Genomic DNA, 20,912 nt, shown 5'->3' with positions numbered 1-20,912 from the left:
GGAGGCGAACATCAATGACCACCTTGATCTGGGTGGCCGTCGTCGTGGTCGCGGTGGTGGCGCTCGCCGCAGTGGGCTATGTCGTGCTACAGCAGCAACGCCGCAGCCGTCTCCGCGAACGTTTCGGCCCTGAGTACGAGCGTACGGTGGCCGAGAGTGACAACCGGCGTGAGGCCGAGCGGGAGCTCATCGCCCGCGAGCAGCGCCATTCCGAGCTCGACATCCGGCCGCTGCCGGAGGAGACGCGCGACGCGTACGCCAACCGGTGGACCGAGGTCCAGGAGCGTTTCGTCGACGCTCCCGGGTTCGCGGTGACCGAGGCGGACCAGCTCGTCACCTCGGTGATGGCGGACCGCGGCTACCCCACGGACGACTTCGAGCAGCGGCTGTCCGATCTGTCGGTCGGGCACGCGGCCACTCTCGACCACTACAGGACGGCCCACGAGATCAGCGGGCGGGCGGCCAGGAAGGAAGCCTCGACCGAGGAGCTCCGGCAGGCCATGGTTCATTACCGCGCGTTGTTCGAGGAACTGCTGCACGAGACCACGCGAGGGCGGTGAACGTAGATGAGCAGCAGCAGAAGGAACGAGGACGAGCTCAAGGTCCCGTCGCAGCGGTCGGACGAGGCCGGCAGGGACGGCGAGCACAGGGACCTCACCGACGGGTCCGACGACACCACAGGGCGGCACGACGGCGGCTACCCGAACGACGCCGGTCACACTTCGGCGAGCCACGGGTACGCCCCCACGGTCCCCGACCGGGACCATGACGACGAGCCGTCCTACAAGGACCCCTACGCGAGCACCGGCGACGCCGGCGAACTGCCGACCGAGCCGCACCGCGAGACCCTTCTGGGACACGGTGCCGATCACCGCTCCCCCGACCCCGTCCCCGACCCCGACCCCGCTCACGCCGGCGTCCCCGCCGACGAGACGCCCGGGCACGAGACCTCCCGGGACGTGCTGTCCGGAACCGGGGCACGCCACGACGACCGGTCCGACGACGTGCTCGTGCACAGCGACCGGTCCGACGACGTGCTGGTCCACGGCGACCGGCCCGAGGACAGGTCGGTGCACGGCGACCGGCCCCACGACGAACTGGCCCATCACGGGCGAGCTCAGGACGACGTCCTGGTTCACGGCGAGCGGGACGACGACGATCTGGCGCGCGACGATCTCGCGCGTGACAACCTGACCCCAGCTGGGGCGGCCCGCGACGGGCTGGCGACCGACGGCGGTCTCACCGACAGCCGTCGCACCGACAACGATCTCACCGACGGTGAGTTCGGCGAGGGCGGGCGGCCGGTCGAGGGGGCTCCCCTCGAAGGGGCGCCCGTCCAGGGAGCGCCCGTCCAGGGAGCGCCCGTCGAGGGCGCTCCGGTCGATGACGTTCCCTCTCACGCGGCCCCTCTGGAGGTCGCCCTGTTCGACCAGGACCCCGCCGAGGTGCAGGCCCGCTGGCGGGACGTCCAGGCGTCCTTCGTGGACGACCCCGCCGAGGCGATCCAGCGCGCGGACGGCCTGGTCGGCGAGGTGGTGGAGTCGCTGACCAACTCTCTCACCAGCCGTACCGGCGCTCTGCGCGAACGCTGGAAGGACGTCGACTCCCCCGACACCGAGGACCTGCGTCAGGCGTTCCGCGACTACCGCAACGTCCTGGAGCGGCTGCTGGCGCTGTCCACGCACAATCTGTCCGCTGAAACGAGGAGGTGATCGGCATGCTCGCAGTCGTCGCAGCGATCATCTTCGGGTTGGGCTTCCTGCTCGACCTCGTGGGTGTGAAGATCGGCGGGATCTCCGGCATGACGTTCGTCCTGCTGGGGCTGACCTTGCTGGCCCTGCATCAGGCAGGCGTCGGCACGGCGAGCATCCGCGGCGGGACCGGCCACTGGCGCGGCCGCAGCCGCCGCTGAGCAGCCGCTGAACGCGCGGTCAGGGTGGGAGGCCGACCGGCCTCCCACCCGAAACACCCCAAAGAACTAAATAGGGCTAAATATCCAGAAAAATCGGGGCGGACCCGGGGCAGAGCGGAATGAAGAAGAGTCAACGCCGAGATCGACGAAGACAGGCCCAGCGCACCCGGGCCAGGCGCCGAAGCCGGCTTCCCCGAGGATCACCCCTTACCGGGAAACCTCATGATCACGGTGCTCCCCCCGCTCCCCACCCGCAACGTGAAATCAGAGGACAGCAGCCGCGCCACCCACAACCCCATCCCCCCCACCGCCCCCGGCAGCGGCCCCGGCTTCCAGAAGCCCTCGTCGTGCACCTCGACCACCAGGTCCCCGCTGATCACCCAGGTCCGCATGGCCGCCCGGTCGGCCCCGTGCGTGACCGCGTTGGTCGCCACCTCGTTGACCGCGATGACGAAGTCGCCGACCGCCTCCTCGGGCATCCCCACGGCGCGGGCCTCGTCCTCGGCGAACTGCCGGACCTCCGGCAGGTCCGGCAGGCGGAAGCGCAGCTCCTTCACGGGCACGCCGGGTGGCGGGCTCGTGTAGCCCGACTGAGGCTCGACGTCCTCGTTCACCCGGCGACTCGCCTTTCTCTCACCAGCCGGCCAGCGGCTAACCGACCAGCAGCTCACTGCGGAGCTGGTCGAGTACCTTACGGAGAATCCGTGAGACGTGCATCTGCGAGATGCCGAACTCGGCGGCGATCTCGGCCTGCGTCATGTTGCCGAAGAAGCGCAGCAGCAGGATGTGCTTCTCGCGGCTGGGCAGCGCGTCGATGAGCGGCTTGACGGCCTCGCGGTCGACCATGGTGCTCAGCGTGTCGTCGTCCTCGGGGATGACGTCGCCGAGCGAGGCCGCGTCGTCGTCGGTGCCGAGCGGCGCGTCGAGCGACAGCGTGCTGTACGCGGCCGAGGCGTCGAGGGTGAGCAGGACGTCCTCCTCCGAGATGTTCATCTTCGCGGCCAGCTCGGCCACGGTCGGGGACCTGCCGAGGTCCTGGCTGAGGTCGGCGACGAGCCGGTTGAGCTCGGACCGTCGCTCCTGGTAGAGACGCGGGACCCGGATGGCCCAGGTGCGGTCGCGGAAGTGCCGCTTGACCTCACCGGTCATCGTGACGACCGCGTAGCCCCTGAAGGCGTGGCCGAGGGTCGGGTCGAAGCCGTTGACGGCCTTCATCAGGCCGACGTACGCGGCCTGGAGGAGGTCCTCCAGAGGTTCGCCCCGGTATCGGTAACGCCTGGCGATTTCCATGGCCAGTGGCCGGTGCATCTCCACGATGCGCTCGCGCAGCCGTTCCCTGTGGCTGTCGGGTGTGTCTTCCCTGACCATCTCAGCCAGGAGTTCTTCCGCGGTCATCTCCTCGAGGACGTACTCCTGCACAGCCATCGCTGCTCCTCATATGGGTCGCAGGGCGGCCTCCGCCAGCAGAAAAGCCCAGGCAGAGGCACGCCTCGCTCTACTCTCGAGACGGAAGCCCTCTGCTGGACTTCGGTCCCAGTCTCCCCCCTGCCGCGGGAAGTATTCCTCGGTCGCGTGGTGACAGTAGGGTTGCTTCGTGACAATGCCCGAAAACGGCGAGGGGCCCGTGGCCGCCCTGAGCCTGACGTCATCGCCCGTCGGCGAGATCACCGTCGTCAAGGTCGACGGTGTGCTCGACGCCACGACGCGTGAGCAGTTCGCCGACTACCTGTCGCTGGCCGGAGCCGACCTGATACTCGATCTGGCCGGGGTGACGTTCATGGATTCGCGGGCACTCGGGCTGATCGTCCATCACTGGCAGACGAGCCTGGCCTCACGTGCGAAGTTCGCGCTGGTCGGCGTGGAGTACTCCAAGTCGAAGGTGATGTGGATCACCGGGCTGGCCCAGCGTCTGCCGCTGTACGACACGCTCGACGACGCCCTGGCCGCCATCGGCTGAGGCCCTATGAGCGACGCGTCGACTTGCGCTGGTGCTCCTCCACCAGCAGCCTGGCCAGATCGGCCACCTTGACCTGATGGTGCTGCGAGATCCTGCGCAGCTCCTCGAAGGCGGCCTCGGCCGTGCATCCGCTGGTCTGCATGATGATGCCCTTGGCCTGGTCGATGACCGACCGGCCGGCCAGGGCCTCCTGGAGCTGGGCGGCGTCGGTGCGCACCTCCTCGAACTCCCACATGTTCGCCATGGCCACCCCGACCTGCTCGGTCAGCATGTCGGCCAGCGAGTGGGCGGCCTGCGGGGAGAAGGCACCCGGGCGCACGGAGTAGAGTCCGACGATGAGCTGCGCCGGCGCCACCTCGATGGGCACGATCAGTACCGAACGCACCCCCCAGCGGGTCGCCAGTGCGTTGTAGCGGGGCCAGCGGCTGTCGCTCAGCACGTCGCTCACGCTCGCGCGGGCGCCGCTCTGGCGGGCCTCCAGGGAGGGTCCCTCACCGAGTTCGCGTTCGCCCTCGACCAGCATGATCAGCTCGCTGTGCGAGCCGGAGACCAGCACCCGCTGGTCGCGCCAGTGTTCGGCCGAGCCGCCCGAGCACCCGGGCACACCGGCCGCCAGCGCCGTGGTCAGGCCGCGCAACACGCTCTCCGTGGAGGTGTCCTCACCCAGTCGCCCCAGCGCCGCCAGGTCTCGGGCGAGCCCGGGAGTGATCATCGCGGTCGATTCCATAGCAAGAAGCCCCTACCCCTTATGGCTACCGTTATCCCCGGTGGCGTAGCGTCAAAGGATGACCATGCCGGACCTCGAACACGCTCTGGACGCGCTGGCGGGACGCGTGTCGTCCTTGCGTGAGGCGAGGACCGCCTACCCTACCGACCTCGCGCCCACGCTCGACGCGGCCCTGGCCGAACTGGACACCGCCGCCGAGTTGCTCGCCGAGGCGCGCGAGGCGCTGCGCAAGGCGCCCAAGCGCGCCGCGAGCAAGAAGGACGGCACCCAGCGGGAGCTGAAGCTGCTGCGCCAGGTGTTCCGGGCCTTCCCGGTGCCGGTGATCGTGCTCGACGGCGGCGGGGTGGTCCGGCGGATCAACCCGGAGACCTCGCGGGTGCTCGGCAGCCCCGACGGCTACCTGGTGGGGCGGTCGTTCCCGCTGCTGGTGGACGTCTCCAGGCGGGCGGCGTTCCGCTCGCACCTGAACTCGGTGCTGCAGACCGGGCAGCCGTCGGCGTTCGAGACGCGGCTGGCGCACCAGGGGCGGACGCACACCGTGCAGCTCGCGCTGACGCGGGTGACGATGCCGGGCGAGCCGCAGCAGATGGTGGCGGCCGTGGCGCTGCCCACCGAGGTGCAGCTCCCCGAGCCCGGGGGGCGGCGGCCCGAGCAGTCCGACGGGGCGCTGCTGCTGGCCGCGTCCAAGCGGCAGGACCTGCTGGCCAGGGTCGGCGGGCTGCTGCTGGACGAGGAGGCGCTGCTGCGCCCGGTGGCGCTGCCGCGGACGACGCGCCTGCTGGCGGCCGAGTGGGCCGACTGGGTGATCGCCGACCTGGTGCGCGACGGGCTGCCGCGGCGTTCGGTGGTGGTGGCGCCGAAGAACCACCCGCTGGGCGACCTGGTGCGGCTGGTGGAGTCGGCCGACCCGGCCGGCAGCCAGGTGGTGATGCAGGTGCTGGAACGCGGCTCGGGCGTGGTGCACGAGATGGTCGACGACGAGTCGCTGCTCGGCTTCACCGCCGACGGGCCGCTGCTGACCGCGATGGGCGCCGGCTCGCTGCTGTCGGTGCCGATCGGGCAGTCCGACGGGGTGCTGACGCTGGTGCGCACGCACGACCGGCCGCCGTTCTCGCTGGCCGACCTCGGCGTGCTGCAAGACGTCGGGATGCAGCTCGGCCTGGCCGTGCGCGCCCAGTCGAGCTTCCAGAGCCGTTCGCGGGCCGCCGACGCGCTGTCGGCCAGCGTGGCCCCGCGCAACCTGCCCGACGTGCCCGGCTACGAGGCGTCTGCGGTCTACCATCCGGGTGCGTCGGTGGGCGCGGAGTTCTACGACGTGTTCCCGGTCGCGGGCGGCTGGGGGTTCGCCCTGGGCGGCGCGGCGGGCAAGGGCGAGGAGGCGGCCTCGGTCAGCGCCATGGTGCGCGGCGGGCTGCGGGTGCTCAGCACCTGGGAGTCCCATCCCGACCTGGTGATGCGCAAGGTCAACGAGGCTCTGGTGGCGCAGGGCACGGGCATGTTCGTGATGGCCGTGGTGGGGTTCGTCAAGGGCCGGACGATCCAGCTCTCCTCGGCCGGTCACCATCCGGCGGCGCTGCTGCAGCCCGACGGCAACGTGCGCTTCGCGGCGGGCGGCGGCGTGCCGATGGGCATCTCCCCCGAGGCCGAGACGGGCGTGCAGGAGCTGACCGTCTCCGTCGGGGAGACGCTGGTGCTCTACTCCGAGGGCCTGATCTCCTCCAGGAACGACGCCGGCGAGCCGTACGGCGAGGAGCGGCTGGCCGACGTGCTGGGCCGTTGCGCGGGCCAGTCACCGGCCACCGTGGTCAAGGCCGTGGAGGCCGACCGGCACGCCTTCTCGGGCGGCCAGGTGTGGGACGAGATCGTCGTCCTGGCCCTCAAGGGTGTCTGATCTGCGGGGGTTTGCGATCCGGCTAAACATGGGTATTGTCTTTCCGTAGAACAACGTGCCTAAGACGCAGGCACACCTTGAAGGCTTTTCCACGCTGAGGTGTGCCATGAATATTGCGATCGTCGCGTCCGCCAAGGGAAACCAGCGCCACCGTATTCTCTCCGTAGCGCGCGAGCTGGGCCGCGAACACCACGTCACCATCTACTCCCGCCGTGACGACGCCGAGGGCAAGCCCAAGACGCGGGTGGCCCCGGGGGTCACTCTGGAGCAGATCGACGTGGGCCCGGCCAAGGACCTCACGCCCGAGGACGTCGTACCGTACCTGAACGACGTGGGCGAGCACCTCATGAAGCGCTGGAACCAGGAGCGCCCGGACGTGATCCACGCCCACTCGTGGACCGGGGGGCTCGCCGCCGTGGCGGGCGCCAAGGGGTTGGACGTTCCGGTCATGCAGACCTTCCACACCGTGGACGCCGCGCACCAGAAGCTGGAGCGGGCGCTCGGACGCCGGGCCAAGGCGGTCATCGCCGGCTCGGGCGACGAGGAGTCGGCGTTGATCAGGCTGGGCGTGCCGCGCGGGAACATCGCGATCGTGCCGCACGGTGTGGACACCGAGCGTTTCCAGCGGCGCGGGGCGATCGCCACCAAGGGCGCCCGCAAGCGGCTGCTGCACGTCGGCCCGCTGTCCCCCGAGCGCGGGGCGTACACGGCGGTGCGGGCGCTGCAGGGGCTGACGGACGTCGAGCTGGTCATCGCCGGCGGCCCCGAGCCCGAGGAACTGGACGACGACAGGGACGCGCGCCGGCTGCGCGCCCTGGCCGAGCAGCTCGGCGTCGCCGACCGGGTGACGCTGCTGGGGCAGGTCAAGCGGGCCTCGGTGCCGAAGCTGATGCGCAGCGCGGACGCCGTGGTGTCGGTGCCGCGCGAGGCCGCGACGGGCGTCGTCGCGCTGGAGGCCATGGCCTGCGGCGTGCCGGTGATCGCCTCGGCCGTGGGCGCCCACCTCGACTCCGTGATCGACGGCGTGACCGGCCTGCTGGTCCCGCCGGACCGGCCGGCGCGCACCGCGCGGCTGGCCCGCGAGATCCTGTGCGACCCGACGCTGCGCACCGCGCTCGGGTACGCCGGCGCCGACCGGGCGCGCTCGCGCTACTCCTGGGAGCGCGTGAGCCAGGAACTGGTCCGCGTCTACGAGTCGGCCTGCGCCTGACGGAGACCGCGCGGGAGGCGGGCGGCGGAAGCCGTCCGCCTCCCGCCGTTCCCGGGCATGACCGCCGGCGCCCAACCTGTCCGGAAGGGGCCCTTGTTACCAGAGTGAGATCTTTGCTTCGATGGTCCGCATGTCTACTCGCGGTTCGAAGCGGGCGGCGGTGGCGGCGCTGATCACGGCCCTCGCCCTGCCCCAGAGCGCACAGGCGGAGACGTCGAGGTGGGGCGCGCCCGTCCTCGTCGAGAACTTCGACGGCTCCTCGGTCGACACGGGCAAATGGATGGTCTACCACTCGCCGGACGCGGCCCGTAACCCCCGTACGGGCCGGGCCGCCACGGTCGCGGACGGGATGCTGCGCCTCAAGGGCGGCCGGTACGGCGGCAAGGACCTGTCCGGCGGCGTGGCCACCCGGCTCACCCAGCGCTACGGCAGGTGGGAGGTGCGGTTCAGGGCCGAGGCGGGCAACGGCTACACGCCGGTCGCGCTGCTGTGGCCCACCACCCAGAGCGAGGGCGACGGTTACGCCGAGGTCGACTTCGCCGAGATCGTGGACCCGCGCCGTCAGGGCGGCGGCATCTTCGTGCACGGCGGGCGCGGCCGGGCGCAACGGCAGCTGCGGGCCGACTTCACCCGCTGGCACACCGCCGCCGTGGACTGGCTGCCCGGCCGGCTGACGTTCTGGCTGGACGGCAGGAAGGTGTGGGACTACCGCGGCCCGTACGTGCCCGACGGCGACCGCATGGGCCTGGCGCTGCAGAACGACGTGGTGTGCGAGCCACGCTGCCGCGACTCCTCCACCCCCGCGACGGTGTCGATGTACGTGGACTGGGTGAAGGTCTACCGGCCGTCCTGAGGCAGCAGCCTGGCCGCCTTCAGCCCGAGGTGCACGGTCAGCCGGTCGTCGCCGTCGGACAGGTCCCGGTGCAGGAGGCGTTCGGCCTTGCCCAGGCGGTAGTAGAGGGTCTGGCGGTGGACGCCCAGCTCGGCGGCCGTCTTCTGGGCGTGGCCGCCGAGATCGAGGTAGACCTCCAGCGTCTGGGCCAGCTCGGCGTCGAGGGCGGCGGTCTCGGCGGCCAGCTCGCGCAGGTCGGCGCGGCCGAGGCGGGCCAGCAGGCGGTGCACGCCCAGGTCCTGCCAGCGGGCGATGGGGGCGTGCCGGGGGAAGTGCTCGGCGATGCGCAGCGCCTGGCGGGCCTCGCGCCAGCTCTGCCACGCCTCGGCCGGGTCGTTCCTGGGGGCGCCGATGCCGGCGGCGGTGCCGTACGCGCTCTGCAGGGTCTGGGCGACCTCTCCGGCCAGGTGGGCGGGGGCCAGCAGGGCGACGGGCGAGCCGGTGCGGGCCAGCACGCCGCGCGGGAGCGTCCAGAGGGCGGCCACGCGCTCGCTGGACTCGCGCACGGCGACCGCGGTGACCGGGCCGGGGACCTCGATGGAGGCCGCGGCGCGTTCCTCGGGGTCGGCGGAGAGCAGGGCGAGCAGGCCGCGGCCGAGGTCCTGGCGGCTCCTGGCCTCCTGGGCGAGCGCCGCGGCGGCCCTGGCGACCAGCGGCGCGACGCGGCGCAGCGCCTCGTCGGCGAGGGTGCCGGAGTCCAGCAGCCACAGGTAGCCGTAGGTGACCTCGCCGTGCCGCAGCGGCCAGCAGACCCGGGCCAGCACCTTGAGCTCGGCGTCGGCCGGGATCCGGACCGGGCCGCCGGCCCTGGCGATGCCATAGCGTTCGAAGTAGTCGCGCACCTCGCCGGTGGCGCGCCGGCGCAGGATCGACTCCTGGCGGACCGTGTCGATGTCGCCGTGCTGGGCGCCGTAGGCGAGCAGCCGGAACGAGCGGTCCTCCAGCGTCGCGGACGCCCCGAGCGTGGCGGCGATCTCGTCGACGATTTCCTGAAGGTCGGACGTGTTGTGCATTTGTATGACAGCCTGCCACATCGATCGTTACGCGCGTTCATGGCCCCCTCTGACCTGGGGTTTCTAGACTTGAGGCATGTTGGGTCAACTGCTCCTTGCCGCCTCCGGGAGCGGCGTCGTGCGCCGTTCCGTGTCAGGCTTTCCGCTCACCCGCAAGGTGGTGGACCGGTTCGTCGCGGGCGAGAGCGTCCAGGAGGCCCGGAACGCCATCGAACGGCTGCGTGACGCCAACCTGGCCGTGACCGTCGACCACCTCGGCGAGGAGACGCGCGACGCGCGCGCCGCCGAGACCGTGGCGCGGGCGTACGTGACGCTGCTGGAGGCGCTGAAGCCGCTCCAGCTCGGCGCCCGGGGCGAGGTGTCGGTCAAGTTGTCGGCGGTCGGGCAGCGGCTCGACGACGGCATGGCCCTGGAGCACGCCCGCGAGATCTGCGCCGCCGCCGCGGCCAACGGCTCGACCGTGACGCTCGACATGGAGGACCACACCACCGTCGACTCGACGCTGGGCATCCTGCGCAAGCTGCGCGAGGACTACCCGTCGACCGGCGTGGCGATCCAGGCCTACCTGTTCCGCAGCGAGGACGACTGCCGCGACCTGGCCCACGAGGGCTCGCGCGTCCGGCTGGTCAAGGGCGCCTACCGCGAGCCCGCCTCGGTCGCGCACCAGGACAAGCAGGCCGTGGACAAGGCGTACGTGCGATGCCTGCGCATCCTCATGGCGGGGAAGGGTTACCCCATGGTGGCCACGCACGACGACCGGCTGATCTCCATCACCGAGCTGCTCGCCGACCGCTTCGGCCGGACGCTCGGCGACCACGAGTTCCAGATGCTCTACGGGATCCGGACCGACCGGCAGGAGGCCCTGGCCGGGGCCGGCCACACGGTCCGCGTGTACGTCCCCTACGGCGACGACTGGTACGGCTACTTCATGCGCCGGCTGGCCGAGCGCCCCGCCAACGTCGCCTTCTTCCTTCGTGCCCTTGGGGGTAAGTAAATGGATGCCATCAGCAACGTCCCCGTCCCCGTGAACGAGCCCGTGCTCGGCTACGCGCCGGGCAGCGCCGAGCGTTCGGCACTGGAGGACCGCATCAAGGAGCTGGCCGGCTCCCCCGTCGACCTGACCATGACGATCGACGGCGAGCAGCGGCTCGGCGGCGGCGCGCCCATCGACGTGGTGCAGCCGCACAACCATGCCTCCGTCCTGGGCCGTACCAACGACGCTACGGCTCAGGACGTGCAGGACGCCATCGACAGCGCCCTGCGGGCGGCGCCCGCCTGGCGGGCGCTGTCCTTCGACGAGCGGGCCGCGGTCTTCCTCAAGGCCGCCGACCTGCTGGCCGGTCCGTGGCGCCAGACGCTGAACGCGGCCACCGTGCTGGGCCAGTCGAAGTCGGCGCAGCAGGCGGAGATCGACGCGGCCTGCGAGCTGATCGACTTCCTGCGCTTCAACGTGGCCTACGCCCGTCAGCTCTACTCCGACCAGCCGATCTCGTCGCCCGGCGTGTGGAACCGGATGGAGTACCGGCCCCTTGAGGGATTCGTGCTGGCGATCACGCCGTTCAACTTCACCGCCATCGCCGGAAATTTGCCGACTTCTGCCGCTTTGATGGGGAATGTCGTCGTCTGGAAGCCGTCGCCGACGCAGCAGCTCGCCGCGCACCACACGATGCGCCTGCTGGAGGCGGCCGGGCTGCCGCCGGGCGTGATCAACATGGTCACCGGCAACGGGCAGGCCGTCTCCGAGGTCGCGATGACGCACCCGGCCCTGGCCGGCGTGCACTTCACCGGCTCGACCCCCACCTTCCAGCACCTGTGGGGCACGATCGGCGCTAACATCGCCTCCTACCACGGCTACCCGCGCCTGGTGGGCGAGACCGGCGGCAAGGACTTCGTGCTGGCCCACCCGTCGGCCGACCCGGCGGTGCTCTCGACCGCGCTGGTCAGGGGCGCCTTCGAGTACCAGGGCCAGAAGTGCTCGGCGGCCTCGCGGGCGTACGTGCCGCGTTCGGTGTGGAACCGCATGCGTGACGACTTCGTGGGCGTGGCCGAGTCGCTGACCGTGGGCGACGTGGCGGCCGACCTGTCGACGTTCATGGGCGCGGTCATCGACGAGCGGGCCTTCGCCAAGCACAAGGACGCCATCGACCGGGCGCGGGCCGCCTCGAACATCGACGTGCTCACCGGCTCCTACGACTCCGGCGTCGGCTACTTCGTCAAGCCGACCATCCTGGAGTGCGCCGACCCGACGGACGAGATCTTCGTCAAGGAGTACTTCGGGCCGATCCTCGGCGTGCACGTCTACGAGGACCGCGACTTCGACACGGTGCTCGACCAGATGGAGGGCATCGCCCCGTACGCGCTGACCGGCTCGATCATCGCCCAGGACCGGTACGCCATCGCCGCGGCCTCGGAGCGGCTGCGCTTCGCGGCGGGCAACTTCTACGTCAACGACAAGCCGACGGGCGCGGTCGTGGGCCAGCAGCCGTTCGGCGGCGCGCGCGCCTCGGGCACCAACGACAAGGCCGGCTCGATCTTCAACCTGATCCGCTGGGTGAACGCCCGCACGATCAAGGAGACCTTCGTCCCGCCGACCGACCACCGCTACCCCCACATGGGCTGACGCCCCCAAGAGCCACGGCCGGCACCCCTGCAGGGGTGCCGGCCGTCTCCAATTCCGTCAGAAACCGCCCTCTACGATCGTCAGGAGACTTCCCGCGCCTCTGGCGAAGCCCGGAACGCCTGCCCTGCCCAGCGCGGCGAGGACGTCATGGACGGTCATGGGCGGACGGCGTTTCCCCGCCGCCATCCGGGCCAGCACGCCCAGCACCTCACGCGAACTGCGGCCCAGCAGCGAGCGCAGGTACGCATCGGGAGTGCTGACGCTCACCCCGTGGCGGCCGAGGAACGACGCCGGGAAGTCCGTGACGTTCCAGGTGACCAGGGTCCGGGCGTGACCCGCTATCGCGGCAGCCATGTGATGGCGGTCGTCGAGGTCGGGGCCCTCCATCTGATCGATCAGGTGCTTGTAGTCGTCCTCGGAGACCCGGCTGTCGGCGAAGAACTCACGGATCACCTCCCCGATGCGCGCCGCCGCATGGGCGGAGCGGTGCTGCTCGCGCACGATGACACGTTCCCATTCCGAGAGCAGGTGATCGCTCCAGACCCACGTGTGCACGGCGTCCTCGGTCAGCGCGAGCATGAGGTCCATCAGCGAGAACGGGAACAGCACGTCGGTGTCGACGAAGACCCGCGCCATCAGCCAATATCCCTCGGGAGATCAGTAGGGTAGTTCCGCCTCCTCGGCGACCTCCATGATCCTGCGACGGGCTTCGGCGCGACGCTCCCGGCGATCCTGGAACTCCAGGACATCTTCCAGGCGAACGACACGATGACGGCTGCCTGGAAGAGGTTGCGCGGGGATCTCGCCTTCGTCCAGCAGTCGCACGACGAAGGGACGCGACAGCCCGAGCAGCTCCGCGACCTCGTTGGGGCTCAACAGGGCTTCGGCGGGCAGGGCCCAGACGGCGTGTCCCTTGCCGAGGTCGCGCGCCGCGGCGACCAGGAGCCTGACCAACGAGCGCGGCAGCACGAGGTCGGTGCCGTCCGGCCCGCGCAGCACCAGCGACGCGTTCCCTGCGGCAGCCGTCGCCTCCAGATGTTCGAGCAGCTTGCGGTCACCGCTGTCGGCTTCGACGCGCGTCGCGCCGGCCAGGACGCCGCTGCGGGGCATGACCACCTCCGACCCTCGATATCTGCAATAAGTGTAACCCGCCTGCGCCAGGAGGCGGGAGCGGGTGGCGTAATGTGCAAGGTTTGTGTCATTGACGCCAATGCAGGGCCGCGACCAGCATGAAGGCATGCAGCGACGGATCGTGATCGTCGTCTTCCCGGGCTTCCAGTTGCTGGACATGGCCGGGCCGGCGGACGTGTTCGCGACCGCCGACCTGATCGCCCGGGGACGTGGTTACCGGGTCGAGGTGGCCGGTGTGGCGGGGGGCGCGGTGAGCGCGTCGAACGGGGTCACCGTCATGGCGGGGGCGCTCGGCGAGGTGTCGGGGCCGATCGACACGCTCATGGTGGCCGGCGGGCTGTCGGTGCCCCGGCAACTGGAGGACCGCGCGCTGGTCGGGGCGGTCGCCGCCCTGGCCGCGCGGGCGGGACGGGTGGCCTCGGTCTGCAACGGGGCCTTCCTGCTGGCCGAGGCCGGGCTGCTCGGCCGCCGCCGGGCCACCACCCACTGGCTGTCCGCCGACGACCTGCGCCACCGCTACGCCGACGTCGAGGTGGACCCCGATCCGCTCTACATCGAGGACGGCAACGTGTGGACCTCGGCGGGCGTGCTGTCCGGCGTGGACCTCGCGCTCGCGCTGGTGGCCAGGGACCACGGCCACGAGCTGGCCCGCGACGTCGCCCGCGGGCTCGTCGTCTACCTGCACCGGCCGGGCGGGCAGAGCCAGTTCAGCGCGCCGATGCGGGCCATGACGCCGCGCAGCCTCCCCCTGCGGGAGCTGCAGGGCTACATCGACGCCAACCCGGCCGCCGACCTGAGCGTGCCCGCGCTCGCCCGGCGCGTCGGGATGAGCGAACGGCACTTCTCCCGCGTCTTCACCGAGCAGACCGGCCTGCCACCCGGCCGGTACGTCGAACGCAGCCGCGCCGACGCCGCCAGACGCCTCCTGGAGGTCACCGGGCACCCCCTGGAGACCGTGGCCAGGGAGGCGGGCCTGGGCACGCCGGAGACCCTCTACCGCGTCTTCCGCCGCCACTGGCGGGTGTCGCCGGGCGAGCACCGCCGCAGATTCCAGTCGAAGGAGAAATGACACCATGCACGTGGCAATCCCGCTTTATCCCCGTTTCACCGCTCTCGACGCGGTCGGCCCCTACACGGTGCTGGCGTTCGCGCCCGGCGTCACGGTGACGTTCGTCGCCGGGGAGGCGGGGCCGGTGACCGACGACCAGGGCACCCTGTCGATCGCCGCCACCGCCACCTACGCCGACCTGCCGCGTCCCGACGTGGTGCTCGTGCCCGGCGGGCCCGGCACGATGGAGGCGATGTCGGACGAGGCGCTGCTCGGCTGGCTGCGCGAGGCCCACGAGCACACGCGGTGGACGACGTCGGTGTGCAGCGGCTCGTACGTGCTGGGCGCGGCGGGGCTGCTCAAGGGCGTGCGCGCGACCACCCACTGGGCGGTGCTGGACGGCCTGGCGGGCGTCGGCGCCGAGCCGGTTGGCGAGCGCGTCGTCACCGAGGGCAAGATCGTGACGGCCGCCGGGGTGTCGGCCGGGATCGACATGGCCCTGACCCTGCTGGCCCAGGCCGACGGCGTCGAGACGGCCCAGGCGGTGCAGCTCGCGATCGAGTACGACCCGCAGCCGCCGTTCGACGCGGGCTCGCCCGCCAAGGCGCCCGAGGGCACCGTCGAGCGGGCCATGACCCTGATCTCCTGATCGTCCGGCCACGGCGCCCCCGTCCCTCCCGGGACGGGGGCGCCGCGCGTCGCAGGGGTCAGGACCGGTCCTGCGCGGGCGGGTCGCCCGTGGCGCCGAGCGGCAGGACGTCGAAGTGCACGACGACGTGGGCGCCGTCGGCGGGGGCGTCCCTGCCGTCCGACAGGCGGCGGAAACGGTCCAGCACCTCCAGCACCCGGTCGCGCAGGTCGGCCGTCTCCTCGGGGGTGAGCCGCAGCGAGCGGCGGGCGAACACGCTGGCCTGCATCCATTCCTCGGGAGCCTGCGCCGAGCCCTCGCGCCAGCGGGTCAGCTCCGCGCCGCGCTGCCGGACCATGTCGTCCAGCAGGAACTCCAGGGCGTCGGCCTCCTCCGGGTGATCCCTGGCCGGCCCGAAGCCGAAGCCGCCCGGCGTGATCCGCCAGTACTTCTCCTTGCCCCGGCCCAGCTCGGGCGCGATCTCGATCATGCCGTGGCGGGCCAGCTCGCGCAGGTGGTAGCTGGTGGCCCCGGTGTTCTGCCCGAGCAGGCCGGCCAGGCCGGTGGCGGTGGCCGGGCCGTGCTCGTCGAGCAGCTCGTAGATGCGCAGCCGCAGCGGGTGCGCGAACGACTTCAGCGCCTTCGCGTCGAGGGTGCGGGCGGAAAAGCCCTTGCCGTCTGTCACTGTGCAAGCCTATCTTTGCAAAGGAATCTATGCACACTTTTCCTTACACACTATCGGAGTGACTCGTGAACCGTCTCGGGCGGGCCTTCTGGTTCCTGTGGTCGTCCACCGCGCTGTCGAACCTGGCCGACGGTGTGCTGCGGGTCGGCGCGCCGCTGCTGGCCGTGTCCATGACCCGCTCCCCCACGCTGGTGTCGCTGGCCGGGGCCGCCGCGACCGCGCCCTGGCTGCTGCTGGCCCTGCACGCGGGGGCGGTGGCCGACCGGGTCGACCGCCGCCGGATCATGACGCTGGCCAACGCCGCGCGTACGGCGGTGCTGGCGGTGGCGGCGCTGCTGGCGACGGCGGGCCTGCTGAACCTGTGGACGCTGCTCGCGGTGATCTTCGCGGCCGGGGTGAGCGAGGTCTTCGCCGACACCTCGGCCCAGTCCGTCCTGCCCATGACCGTCGCCAAGGACGACCTCACCAGGGCCAACGCCCGGATCGTCGGCGTCCAGACCGTCGGCAACGACTTCGTCGGCGCGCCGGTGGCCGGGCTGCTCGCCGGCCTGCTGCCCGCCGCCCTCTTCGGCGCCCCCGCCCTCCTGTACGCCGCCGCCGCCCTGCTGCTGACCGGCATGGCCGGCTCCTTCCGGGCGGCTCCGGCCGCGTCCGGGCCGCGCCGCCCGCTGCGTGCCGACATCGGCGAGGCGCTGCGCTACCTGTGGGCCCACCGGCTGCTGCGCAGGCTGGCGATCTCCGCGGGCATGCTGAACATGGCCAACGCCGGATACTTCGCCGTCTTCGTCCTGTGGGCCGTCGGCGACGGGTCGCGCATCGGCCTCGACCCGAGCGGCTACGGCCTCATGATGACCGCGTTCGCGGCCGGCGCGGTGCTCGGCTCGCCGCTGACCGGGCCGGTCACGCGGCTGATCGGCGAGGCCGGCACGCTGGTCGGGGCGTGGCTGATCAGCAGCCTGCTGCTGCTCGTCCCCATGCTCGTGCCGTCGCCGTGGGCGCTGTACCCGGTCGCGGTGGTGTGGGGCGTGACGGGGGCGGCGGCCAACGTGCTGGTCGTCTCGATCCGCCAGCGGCTGATCCCCGGCGAGATGCTGGGACGGGTGAACTCCGCCTACCGGCTGGTCGGCATGGGCGGCATGCCGGTGGGCGCGGCGATCGGCGGCTTGGCGGGCGACCTGTTCGGGCTGGCCGCCGTCCTGGCCGGGGCCGCGGGGCTGTGCCTGGTGGCGGTGGGGCTCGTGTGGCGCGCCCTGCCTGGGCGAATTTCTGCGGCGCTGACCAGCGAACCTACACTTCCCGACATATCCAGATCACGTTAGGCACCCTATGCCGTGTGCGGAGATGACATGATTATCCCCGAGCTTGAGGGGATGGTATGCGGGAGATCGGCGGACGGTACCTCCTGAACGAGGAGGCCGGTCGTGGGGGTATGGGAGTCGTCTGGCGGGCGTTCGATCGGCTCCTCCACCGAGAGGTGGCGTTGAAGGAGCTGACTCTGGCCGGTGAGGCCGAGATGGTTCGCCGCCGGGTGCTGCGTGAGGCCCGGATGGCGGCCGGCCTGACGCACCCCAACATCGTCACGGTCCACGACCTGATGGAAGTGGGCGGCAAGCTCTGGATCGTGATGGAGTACCTGCACGGGCTCTCACTCCACCAGCTGCTCTCCCAGGTGGGCACGTTGCCCGCGCAGTCGGTGGTGGCGATCGGCCAGCACCTGCTCGCCGCGCTGCGCACCGCGCACAAGGCCGGCGTGCTCCATCGCGACGTCAAGCCCGCGAACGTGATGCTGACCGGCGACCGCGTGGTGCTGACCGACTTCGGCATCGCCACGGCCGAGGGCGACATCCGCATGACGACCTCGCGGCGGCTGCGCGGCACGCCCGCGTTCATGGCCCCGGAGCGGCTGCATGGCGGGCCGGCCAGCAAGGAGGCCGACATGTGGTCCTTCGGCGCGACGCTCTACAGCGCCGTCGAGGGCCAGCCGCCCTACCCCGGGCAGGACGCGGCCACGGTGCTCGGCATGGCCCGCAGCGGCCCGTACCCGCCGCCGCGGCGGGCCGGGGTGATGCGCCCGCTCATCGAGGGGCTGCTCCACCACGACCCGGTGCGCCGCTACACGCCGGAGCAGACGGCGGGCCTGCTGGCGGGCATGCGCGCCAGCGCCTACCAGGCCGCCATCTGACCGGTTCAGGCGGCCTCGGGCGGGCTCAGTCCCGCTGGGCGCGGGCCTCGGCCTCGGCAGCGTCCATGGCGGCCGCCTCCTCGGGGGTGGGCGCGGTGCCGCCCAGGTGCGCGGGCTGCCACCAGACACCCGGCGGCACCTCGGGATAGGTGCGCTGCGCCCGGTCGACCAGCTCCGACAGGCGCGTGTGCAGGTCGACGGTGTGCTGGTTGACGTCCTCCCCGCGCTTGGGGTGGAACGGCTCGCCCACCAGGATGGTGATCGGCACGTGCCGCTGGGTGAGCTGCTTGGGACGGCCCTTCGTCCACAACCGCTGGCTGCCCCACAGGGCGACCGGGATGACCGGCACGTTGGTGGCCTGGGCCATGCGGATCGCGCCGTTCTTGATCTCCTTGACGGTGAAGGAGCGGCTGATCGTGGCCTCGGCGAAGACGCCCACCACCTCGCCGGCCTTGAGCTTGCGCAGTGCGGTGGCGTACGAGCCCGCCCCGGCCCCGCGGTCGACCGGGATGTGGTGCATGCCGCGCATCAGCGGCCCGGAGACGCGGTGGTCGAAGACGTCCTGCTTGGCCATGAAGCGCACCAGCCGCTTGGACGGCACCGCGGCGAACCCCGCGAAGATGAAGTCGAGATAGCTGATGTGATTGCTCACCAGCACCGCTCCCCCGGTCCGCGGCACGTGCTCCGTGCCCTCCATGTGGAAGCGGTAGTCGAGCACGCGAAAGAGGGTCCGCGCGGCGGCGATCACCGGCGGGTACACAATCTCAGCCATGAGCAGAAGGTAGCCTACTCACGCCGGTCGGCAGGCCACCCGGGAGACCTGGTCCCGCCCGGAAAAGATCGGCTCGGGTCACGAGATCGTAGGACATCCCCCCTGTTCACGCGGCGGCGCTTGCCCTCCCGTGCGAACGGGCAGATGTTCTGACCATGAAGAAGCTCATCAACACCGCCGACTCCGTGGTGGAGGACGCGCTGAACGGCATGGCCGCGGCCCATCCCGAGCTGAGGGTCCAGGACCGCGTGGTCTACCGGGCCGCGGGGCCGCGCCCCGGCAAGGTGGGGCTGGTGTCGGGCGGCGGCTCGGGCCACGAGCCCCTGCACGCCGGGTTCGTCGGCCACGGCATGCTGGACGCCGCCTGCCCCGGCGAGATCTTCACCTCGCCCGTGCCCGACCAGATCATCGAGGCCACCAAGGCCGTCGACGGCGGCGCCGGGGTGCTGCACATCGTCAAGAACTACACCGGCGACGTGCTCAACTTCGAGATGGCCGCCGAGCTGGCCGAGGACAACGACGTGGCCTCCGTGCTGGTCGACGACGACGTGGCCGTCCAGAACTCGCTCTACACGGCCGGGCGGCGCGGCACGGGCGCGACGCTGTTCGTGGAGAAGATCGCGGGCGCGCTGGCCGAGGAGGGCGCGCCGCTGACCGAGGTGGCCAGGGTGGCCGCCGAGGTGAACGAGCGCAGCCGGTCCTTCGGCATCGCGCTGACCTCGTGCACGACGCCGTCGGCGGGCAAGCCGACGTTCGACCTGCCCGAGACGGACGTGGAGCTGGGCATCGGCATCCACGGCGAGCCCGGCCGCACGCGGGTGCCGATGGCCTCGGCCCGCGAGCTGGCCGCCGTCGCCATGGAGGCCCTGCACAGCGACCTGCCGCTCCGCGGCGACCTGCTGGTCATGGTCAACGGCATGGGCGGCACCCCGCTCATGGAGCTGTACGTGCTGTTCGCCGAGGTCGCGGCGTTCGTGAAGGGCAAGGACGCGCGGGTGGCCCGCTCGCTCGTCGGCAACTACGTGACGAGCCTGGACATGCAGGGCTTCTCGGTCACCGTGTGCCGGGTCGACGACCCGCTCATCCGGCTCTGGGACGCGCCCGTCGAGACGCCGGCGCTGCGCTGGGGGCGTTGATGGACACCCGCTTCTTCGCGGACTGGCTCGACGAGGCGGCCCGGCTGGTCCGCCGCGACCGCGAACGGCTGACGGACCTCGACGCGGCCATCGGCGACGCCGACCACGGCGCGAACCTCGACCGCGGCTTCACCGAGGTCGCCAAGGCGCTGGCCGACCGGCCGCCGGGCTCCCCGGGGCAGGTGCTGGCCGACGCGGGCACGGCCCTCATCCGCCGCGTCGGCGGCGCCTCCGGCCCGCTGTACGGGTCGATGTTCCGGCAGATGGGCCGGACGCTGGAGTCCCCGGTGACGCTGGCCCGCTTCGAGGCGGCGTTCGAGGAGGGGGTGGTCGCGCTGGAACGGCTGGGCAAGGCGGCCGTGGGCGACAAGACCATGGTGGACGCGCTGGTCCCGGCCTCCCGGTCGCTGGCCCTGGCCGTACGGGACGGCATCGGGGCGCTGGAGGCGTTCGAACGGGCGGCGGACGCGGCGGCCGAGGGCGCGCGCGAGACGATCCCCCTCCAGGCCCGCAAGGGCCGGGCCAGCTACCTGGGCGAACGCAGCGTGGGCCACGAGGACCCGGGAGCCGCCTCGGCGGCCCTGATCATGCGCGCCCTGGCCACGGTGGCCCGGAACCGGGCAGAGGGCCAGGACCAGGCAGCGGGCCAGGATCAGGCCGAGAGCCGGACCCCCGGGGAGGGCCGGAGCCCGGCGGAGGGCCAGGGGCGGGCGGAGGGCTGATGGTCGGGGTGGTGCTGGTCTCGCACAGTGCCGGGCTGGCGGCCGAGACGGCGGCGCTGGCCCTGGGGATCGCCGCGGAGCCCGTGCCGGTGGCGGCGGCCGGCGGCACCGCGGACGGCGGCCTGGGCACCAGCTTCGACCTCGTCGAGCAGGCGGTGCGCAGCGTGGACCGGGGCGACGGCGTGCTGATCATCCCCGACCTCGGCAGCTCGGTGCTGACCGCCCGGCTGCTGGAGGAGGACGGGCGGGTGGTGATCGCGGACGTGCCGTTCGTGGAGGGGGCGGTGGCGGCGTGCGTGGCGGCGTGCACGGGCGGGTCGCTGGCGGAGGTGCTGGCCGCCGCCGAAGAGGCCCGCACCTATCGCAAACTCTGACCGCCCCGAACC

The 20,912-nt window shown here is 71.9% G+C and carries 24 protein-coding genes; 16 read left to right on the top strand and 8 right to left on the bottom strand.

The annotated features are described in order from the left end of the window. Window positions 1–14 precede the first annotated feature (14 nt). From ACIBK9_RS49655 to ACIBK9_RS49645, 3 genes are read left to right on the top strand one after another with little or no spacing between them, the layout of a single operon-like run. Window positions 15–560, top strand: a complete 546-nt coding sequence (locus ACIBK9_RS49655; RefSeq protein ID WP_358293686.1) for a hypothetical protein — start codon at window positions 15–17, stop codon at window positions 558–560. A gap of 6 nt (window positions 561–566) precedes the next feature. Next, window positions 567–1,712 (top strand): hypothetical protein, encoded by a 1,146-nt coding sequence (locus ACIBK9_RS49650; protein WP_397166237.1) that lies wholly within the window; start codon window positions 567–569, stop codon window positions 1,710–1,712. 5 nt (window positions 1,713–1,717) lie between these two features. Then, window positions 1,718–1,912 (top strand): hypothetical protein, encoded by a 195-nt coding sequence (locus ACIBK9_RS49645; RefSeq protein ID WP_358293688.1) that lies wholly within the window; start codon window positions 1,718–1,720, stop codon window positions 1,910–1,912. Between the two features lie 200 nt (window positions 1,913–2,112). Here the strand turns inward: ACIBK9_RS49645 and ACIBK9_RS49640 are convergent, their stop codons facing one another. Together ACIBK9_RS49640 and ACIBK9_RS49635 are read right to left on the bottom strand one after the other, a co-directional pair. After that, window positions 2,113–2,526 carry an ATP-binding protein gene (locus tag ACIBK9_RS49640; protein WP_352330973.1) on the bottom strand — a complete coding sequence of 138 codons (414 nt, stop codon included), beginning with the start codon at window positions 2,524–2,526 and terminating at the stop codon, window positions 2,113–2,115. Window positions 2,527–2,563: 37 nt separating this feature from the next. Continuing rightward, the gene (locus ACIBK9_RS49635) at window positions 2,564–3,337 is read right to left on the bottom strand and encodes a SigB/SigF/SigG family RNA polymerase sigma factor (RefSeq protein ID WP_352330971.1); all 774 of its coding nucleotides are present in this window, start codon (window positions 3,335–3,337) and stop codon (window positions 2,564–2,566) included. Window positions 3,338–3,512: 175 nt separating this feature from the next. Between ACIBK9_RS49635 and ACIBK9_RS49630 the strand changes: the two genes are divergently transcribed. Continuing rightward, window positions 3,513–3,869, top strand: a complete 357-nt coding sequence (locus ACIBK9_RS49630; RefSeq protein WP_358294288.1) for an STAS domain-containing protein — start codon at window positions 3,513–3,515, stop codon at window positions 3,867–3,869. Window positions 3,870–3,873: 4 nt separating this feature from the next. Here ACIBK9_RS49630 and ACIBK9_RS49625 read toward each other — a convergent pair whose 3' ends face one another. Beyond that, complete coding sequence (locus tag ACIBK9_RS49625; protein WP_352358114.1) at window positions 3,874–4,596, bottom strand: GAF and ANTAR domain-containing protein; 723 nt, start codon at window positions 4,594–4,596, stop codon at window positions 3,874–3,876. 58 nt (window positions 4,597–4,654) lie between these two features. Between ACIBK9_RS49625 and ACIBK9_RS49620 the strand changes: the two genes are divergently transcribed. The 3 genes from ACIBK9_RS49620 to ACIBK9_RS49610 all read left to right on the top strand — a co-directional run bounded on the left by ACIBK9_RS49620 (window position 4,655) and on the right by ACIBK9_RS49610 (window position 8,550). Next, window positions 4,655–6,487 (top strand): SpoIIE family protein phosphatase, encoded by a 1,833-nt coding sequence (locus ACIBK9_RS49620; RefSeq protein ID WP_358293691.1) that lies wholly within the window; start codon window positions 4,655–4,657, stop codon window positions 6,485–6,487. Window positions 6,488–6,593: 106 nt separating this feature from the next. Further along, entirely contained in the window at window positions 6,594–7,697 is a 1,104-nt protein-coding gene (locus ACIBK9_RS49615; protein WP_352358118.1) for a glycosyltransferase, read from the top strand. Window positions 7,698–7,827: 130 nt separating this feature from the next. Beyond that, entirely contained in the window at window positions 7,828–8,550 is a 723-nt protein-coding gene (locus ACIBK9_RS49610; protein WP_397166234.1) for a glycoside hydrolase family 16 protein, read from the top strand. On the opposite strand, the gene ACIBK9_RS49605 is transcribed toward ACIBK9_RS49610, so the two are convergent. Further along, complete coding sequence (locus ACIBK9_RS49605; RefSeq protein WP_397166232.1) at window positions 8,535–9,602, bottom strand: PucR family transcriptional regulator; 1,068 nt, start codon at window positions 9,600–9,602, stop codon at window positions 8,535–8,537. The genes ACIBK9_RS49610 and ACIBK9_RS49605 overlap by 16 nt on opposite strands. Window positions 9,603–9,678: 76 nt before the next feature. Here ACIBK9_RS49605 and ACIBK9_RS49600 point away from each other — a divergent pair, with 76 nt between their 5' ends. After that, complete coding sequence (locus ACIBK9_RS49600; RefSeq protein ID WP_397166230.1) at window positions 9,679–10,596, top strand: proline dehydrogenase family protein; 918 nt, start codon at window positions 9,679–9,681, stop codon at window positions 10,594–10,596. After that, window positions 10,597–12,222 (top strand): L-glutamate gamma-semialdehyde dehydrogenase, encoded by a 1,626-nt coding sequence (gene pruA, locus ACIBK9_RS49595; RefSeq protein WP_397166228.1) that lies wholly within the window; start codon window positions 10,597–10,599, stop codon window positions 12,220–12,222. 57 nt (window positions 12,223–12,279) lie between these two features. On the opposite strand, the gene ACIBK9_RS49590 is transcribed toward pruA, so the two are convergent. Beyond that, entirely contained in the window at window positions 12,280–12,858 is a 579-nt protein-coding gene (locus ACIBK9_RS49590; protein WP_397166227.1) for a putative toxin-antitoxin system toxin component, PIN family, read from the bottom strand. A 21-nt stretch (window positions 12,859–12,879) separates the two neighbouring features. After that, a complete protein-coding gene (locus ACIBK9_RS49585; protein ID WP_397166226.1) occupies window positions 12,880–13,332 on the bottom strand; it encodes a helix-turn-helix domain-containing protein in 453 nt (150 codons plus the stop codon). 127 nt (window positions 13,333–13,459) lie between these two features. Here ACIBK9_RS49585 and ACIBK9_RS49580 point away from each other — a divergent pair, with 127 nt between their 5' ends. Both ACIBK9_RS49580 and ACIBK9_RS49575 read left to right on the top strand, forming a co-directional pair. Continuing rightward, window positions 13,460–14,422 (top strand): GlxA family transcriptional regulator, encoded by a 963-nt coding sequence (locus ACIBK9_RS49580; protein ID WP_387666752.1) that lies wholly within the window; start codon window positions 13,460–13,462, stop codon window positions 14,420–14,422. 4 nt (window positions 14,423–14,426) lie between these two features. Beyond that, window positions 14,427–15,050: a DJ-1/PfpI family protein gene (locus ACIBK9_RS49575; protein WP_397166224.1), complete on the top strand. Its 624-nt coding sequence runs from the start codon at window positions 14,427–14,429 to the stop codon at window positions 15,048–15,050. A gap of 58 nt (window positions 15,051–15,108) precedes the next feature. Here ACIBK9_RS49575 and ACIBK9_RS49570 read toward each other — a convergent pair whose 3' ends face one another. Next, window positions 15,109–15,714 carry an ArsR/SmtB family transcription factor gene (locus ACIBK9_RS49570; RefSeq protein WP_397166222.1) on the bottom strand — a complete coding sequence of 202 codons (606 nt, stop codon included), beginning with the start codon at window positions 15,712–15,714 and terminating at the stop codon, window positions 15,109–15,111. Window positions 15,715–15,779: 65 nt separating this feature from the next. On the opposite strand from ACIBK9_RS49570, the gene ACIBK9_RS49565 reads away from it, so the two are divergent. Together ACIBK9_RS49565 and ACIBK9_RS49560 are read left to right on the top strand one after the other, a co-directional pair. Next, on the top strand, window positions 15,780–17,033 hold the full coding sequence (locus tag ACIBK9_RS49565) for an MFS transporter (protein WP_397166220.1): 1,254 nt from the start codon (window positions 15,780–15,782) through the stop codon (window positions 17,031–17,033). Window positions 17,034–17,089: 56 nt separating this feature from the next. Next, the gene (locus tag ACIBK9_RS49560) at window positions 17,090–17,896 is read left to right on the top strand and encodes a serine/threonine-protein kinase (RefSeq protein ID WP_352358144.1); all 807 of its coding nucleotides are present in this window, start codon (window positions 17,090–17,092) and stop codon (window positions 17,894–17,896) included. Between the two features lie 25 nt (window positions 17,897–17,921). Here ACIBK9_RS49560 and ACIBK9_RS49555 read toward each other — a convergent pair whose 3' ends face one another. After that, window positions 17,922–18,668 carry a lysophospholipid acyltransferase family protein gene (locus tag ACIBK9_RS49555; RefSeq protein ID WP_352358146.1) on the bottom strand — a complete coding sequence of 249 codons (747 nt, stop codon included), beginning with the start codon at window positions 18,666–18,668 and terminating at the stop codon, window positions 17,922–17,924. A gap of 155 nt (window positions 18,669–18,823) precedes the next feature. Between ACIBK9_RS49555 and dhaK the strand changes: the two genes are divergently transcribed. From dhaK to dhaM, 3 genes are read left to right on the top strand one after another with little or no spacing between them, the layout of a single operon-like run. Beyond that, entirely contained in the window at window positions 18,824–19,804 is a 981-nt protein-coding gene (dhaK, locus tag ACIBK9_RS49550) for a dihydroxyacetone kinase subunit DhaK (RefSeq protein WP_397166218.1), read from the top strand. Then, on the top strand, window positions 19,804–20,526 hold the full coding sequence (gene dhaL, locus ACIBK9_RS49545) for a dihydroxyacetone kinase subunit DhaL (RefSeq protein ID WP_397166216.1): 723 nt from the start codon (window positions 19,804–19,806) through the stop codon (window positions 20,524–20,526). The genes dhaK and dhaL overlap by 1 nt, the downstream gene beginning before the upstream one ends. Further along, window positions 20,526–20,900 (top strand): dihydroxyacetone kinase phosphoryl donor subunit DhaM, encoded by a 375-nt coding sequence (dhaM, locus tag ACIBK9_RS49540; protein WP_352358152.1) that lies wholly within the window; start codon window positions 20,526–20,528, stop codon window positions 20,898–20,900. The genes dhaL and dhaM overlap by 1 nt, the downstream gene beginning before the upstream one ends. Window positions 20,901–20,912 lie beyond the last annotated feature (12 nt).

It is taken from the genome of Nonomuraea sp. NPDC050227 (genome assembly GCF_044459705.1).
Lineage (GTDB): Bacteria > Actinomycetota > Actinomycetes > Streptosporangiales > Streptosporangiaceae > Nonomuraea.
Note: the sequence above shows the minus strand (reverse complement) of the source record. Positions and strands in the feature narration are given on the sequence as shown.

Excerpts from the sequence above, each read along its gene's own strand:
- ACIBK9_RS49655 (WP_358293686.1), top strand. The coding sequence starts at position 15 with ATGACCACCTTGATCTGGGTGGCCGTCGTCGTGGTCGCGGTGGTGGCG.
- ACIBK9_RS49650 (WP_397166237.1), top strand. The coding sequence starts at position 567 with ATGAGCAGCAGCAGAAGGAACGAGGACGAGCTCAAGGTCCCGTCGCAG.
- ACIBK9_RS49645 (WP_358293688.1), top strand. The coding sequence starts at position 1,718 with ATGCTCGCAGTCGTCGCAGCGATCATCTTCGGGTTGGGCTTCCTGCTC.
- ACIBK9_RS49635 (WP_352330971.1), bottom strand. The coding sequence starts at position 3,337 with ATGGCTGTGCAGGAGTACGTCCTCGAGGAGATGACCGCGGAAGAACTC.
- ACIBK9_RS49630 (WP_358294288.1), top strand. The coding sequence starts at position 3,513 with ATGCCCGAAAACGGCGAGGGGCCCGTGGCCGCCCTGAGCCTGACGTCA.
- ACIBK9_RS49625 (WP_352358114.1), bottom strand. The coding sequence starts at position 4,596 with ATGGAATCGACCGCGATGATCACTCCCGGGCTCGCCCGAGACCTGGCG.
- ACIBK9_RS49620 (WP_358293691.1), top strand. The coding sequence starts at position 4,655 with ATGACCATGCCGGACCTCGAACACGCTCTGGACGCGCTGGCGGGACGC.
- ACIBK9_RS49615 (WP_352358118.1), top strand. The coding sequence starts at position 6,594 with ATGAATATTGCGATCGTCGCGTCCGCCAAGGGAAACCAGCGCCACCGT.
- ACIBK9_RS49610 (WP_397166234.1), top strand. The coding sequence starts at position 7,828 with ATGTCTACTCGCGGTTCGAAGCGGGCGGCGGTGGCGGCGCTGATCACG.
- ACIBK9_RS49605 (WP_397166232.1), bottom strand. The coding sequence starts at position 9,602 with ATGCACAACACGTCCGACCTTCAGGAAATCGTCGACGAGATCGCCGCC.
- ACIBK9_RS49600 (WP_397166230.1), top strand. The coding sequence starts at position 9,679 with ATGTTGGGTCAACTGCTCCTTGCCGCCTCCGGGAGCGGCGTCGTGCGC.
- pruA (WP_397166228.1), top strand. The coding sequence starts at position 10,597 with ATGGATGCCATCAGCAACGTCCCCGTCCCCGTGAACGAGCCCGTGCTC.
- ACIBK9_RS49590 (WP_397166227.1), bottom strand. The coding sequence starts at position 12,858 with ATGGCGCGGGTCTTCGTCGACACCGACGTGCTGTTCCCGTTCTCGCTG.
- ACIBK9_RS49585 (WP_397166226.1), bottom strand. The coding sequence starts at position 13,332 with ATGCCCCGCAGCGGCGTCCTGGCCGGCGCGACGCGCGTCGAAGCCGAC.
- ACIBK9_RS49580 (WP_387666752.1), top strand. The coding sequence starts at position 13,460 with ATGCAGCGACGGATCGTGATCGTCGTCTTCCCGGGCTTCCAGTTGCTG.
- ACIBK9_RS49575 (WP_397166224.1), top strand. The coding sequence starts at position 14,427 with ATGCACGTGGCAATCCCGCTTTATCCCCGTTTCACCGCTCTCGACGCG.
- ACIBK9_RS49560 (WP_352358144.1), top strand. The coding sequence starts at position 17,090 with ATGCGGGAGATCGGCGGACGGTACCTCCTGAACGAGGAGGCCGGTCGT.
- ACIBK9_RS49555 (WP_352358146.1), bottom strand. The coding sequence starts at position 18,668 with ATGGCTGAGATTGTGTACCCGCCGGTGATCGCCGCCGCGCGGACCCTC.
- dhaK (WP_397166218.1), top strand. The coding sequence starts at position 18,824 with ATGAAGAAGCTCATCAACACCGCCGACTCCGTGGTGGAGGACGCGCTG.
- dhaL (WP_397166216.1), top strand. The coding sequence starts at position 19,804 with ATGGACACCCGCTTCTTCGCGGACTGGCTCGACGAGGCGGCCCGGCTG.
- dhaM (WP_352358152.1), top strand. The coding sequence starts at position 20,526 with ATGGTCGGGGTGGTGCTGGTCTCGCACAGTGCCGGGCTGGCGGCCGAG.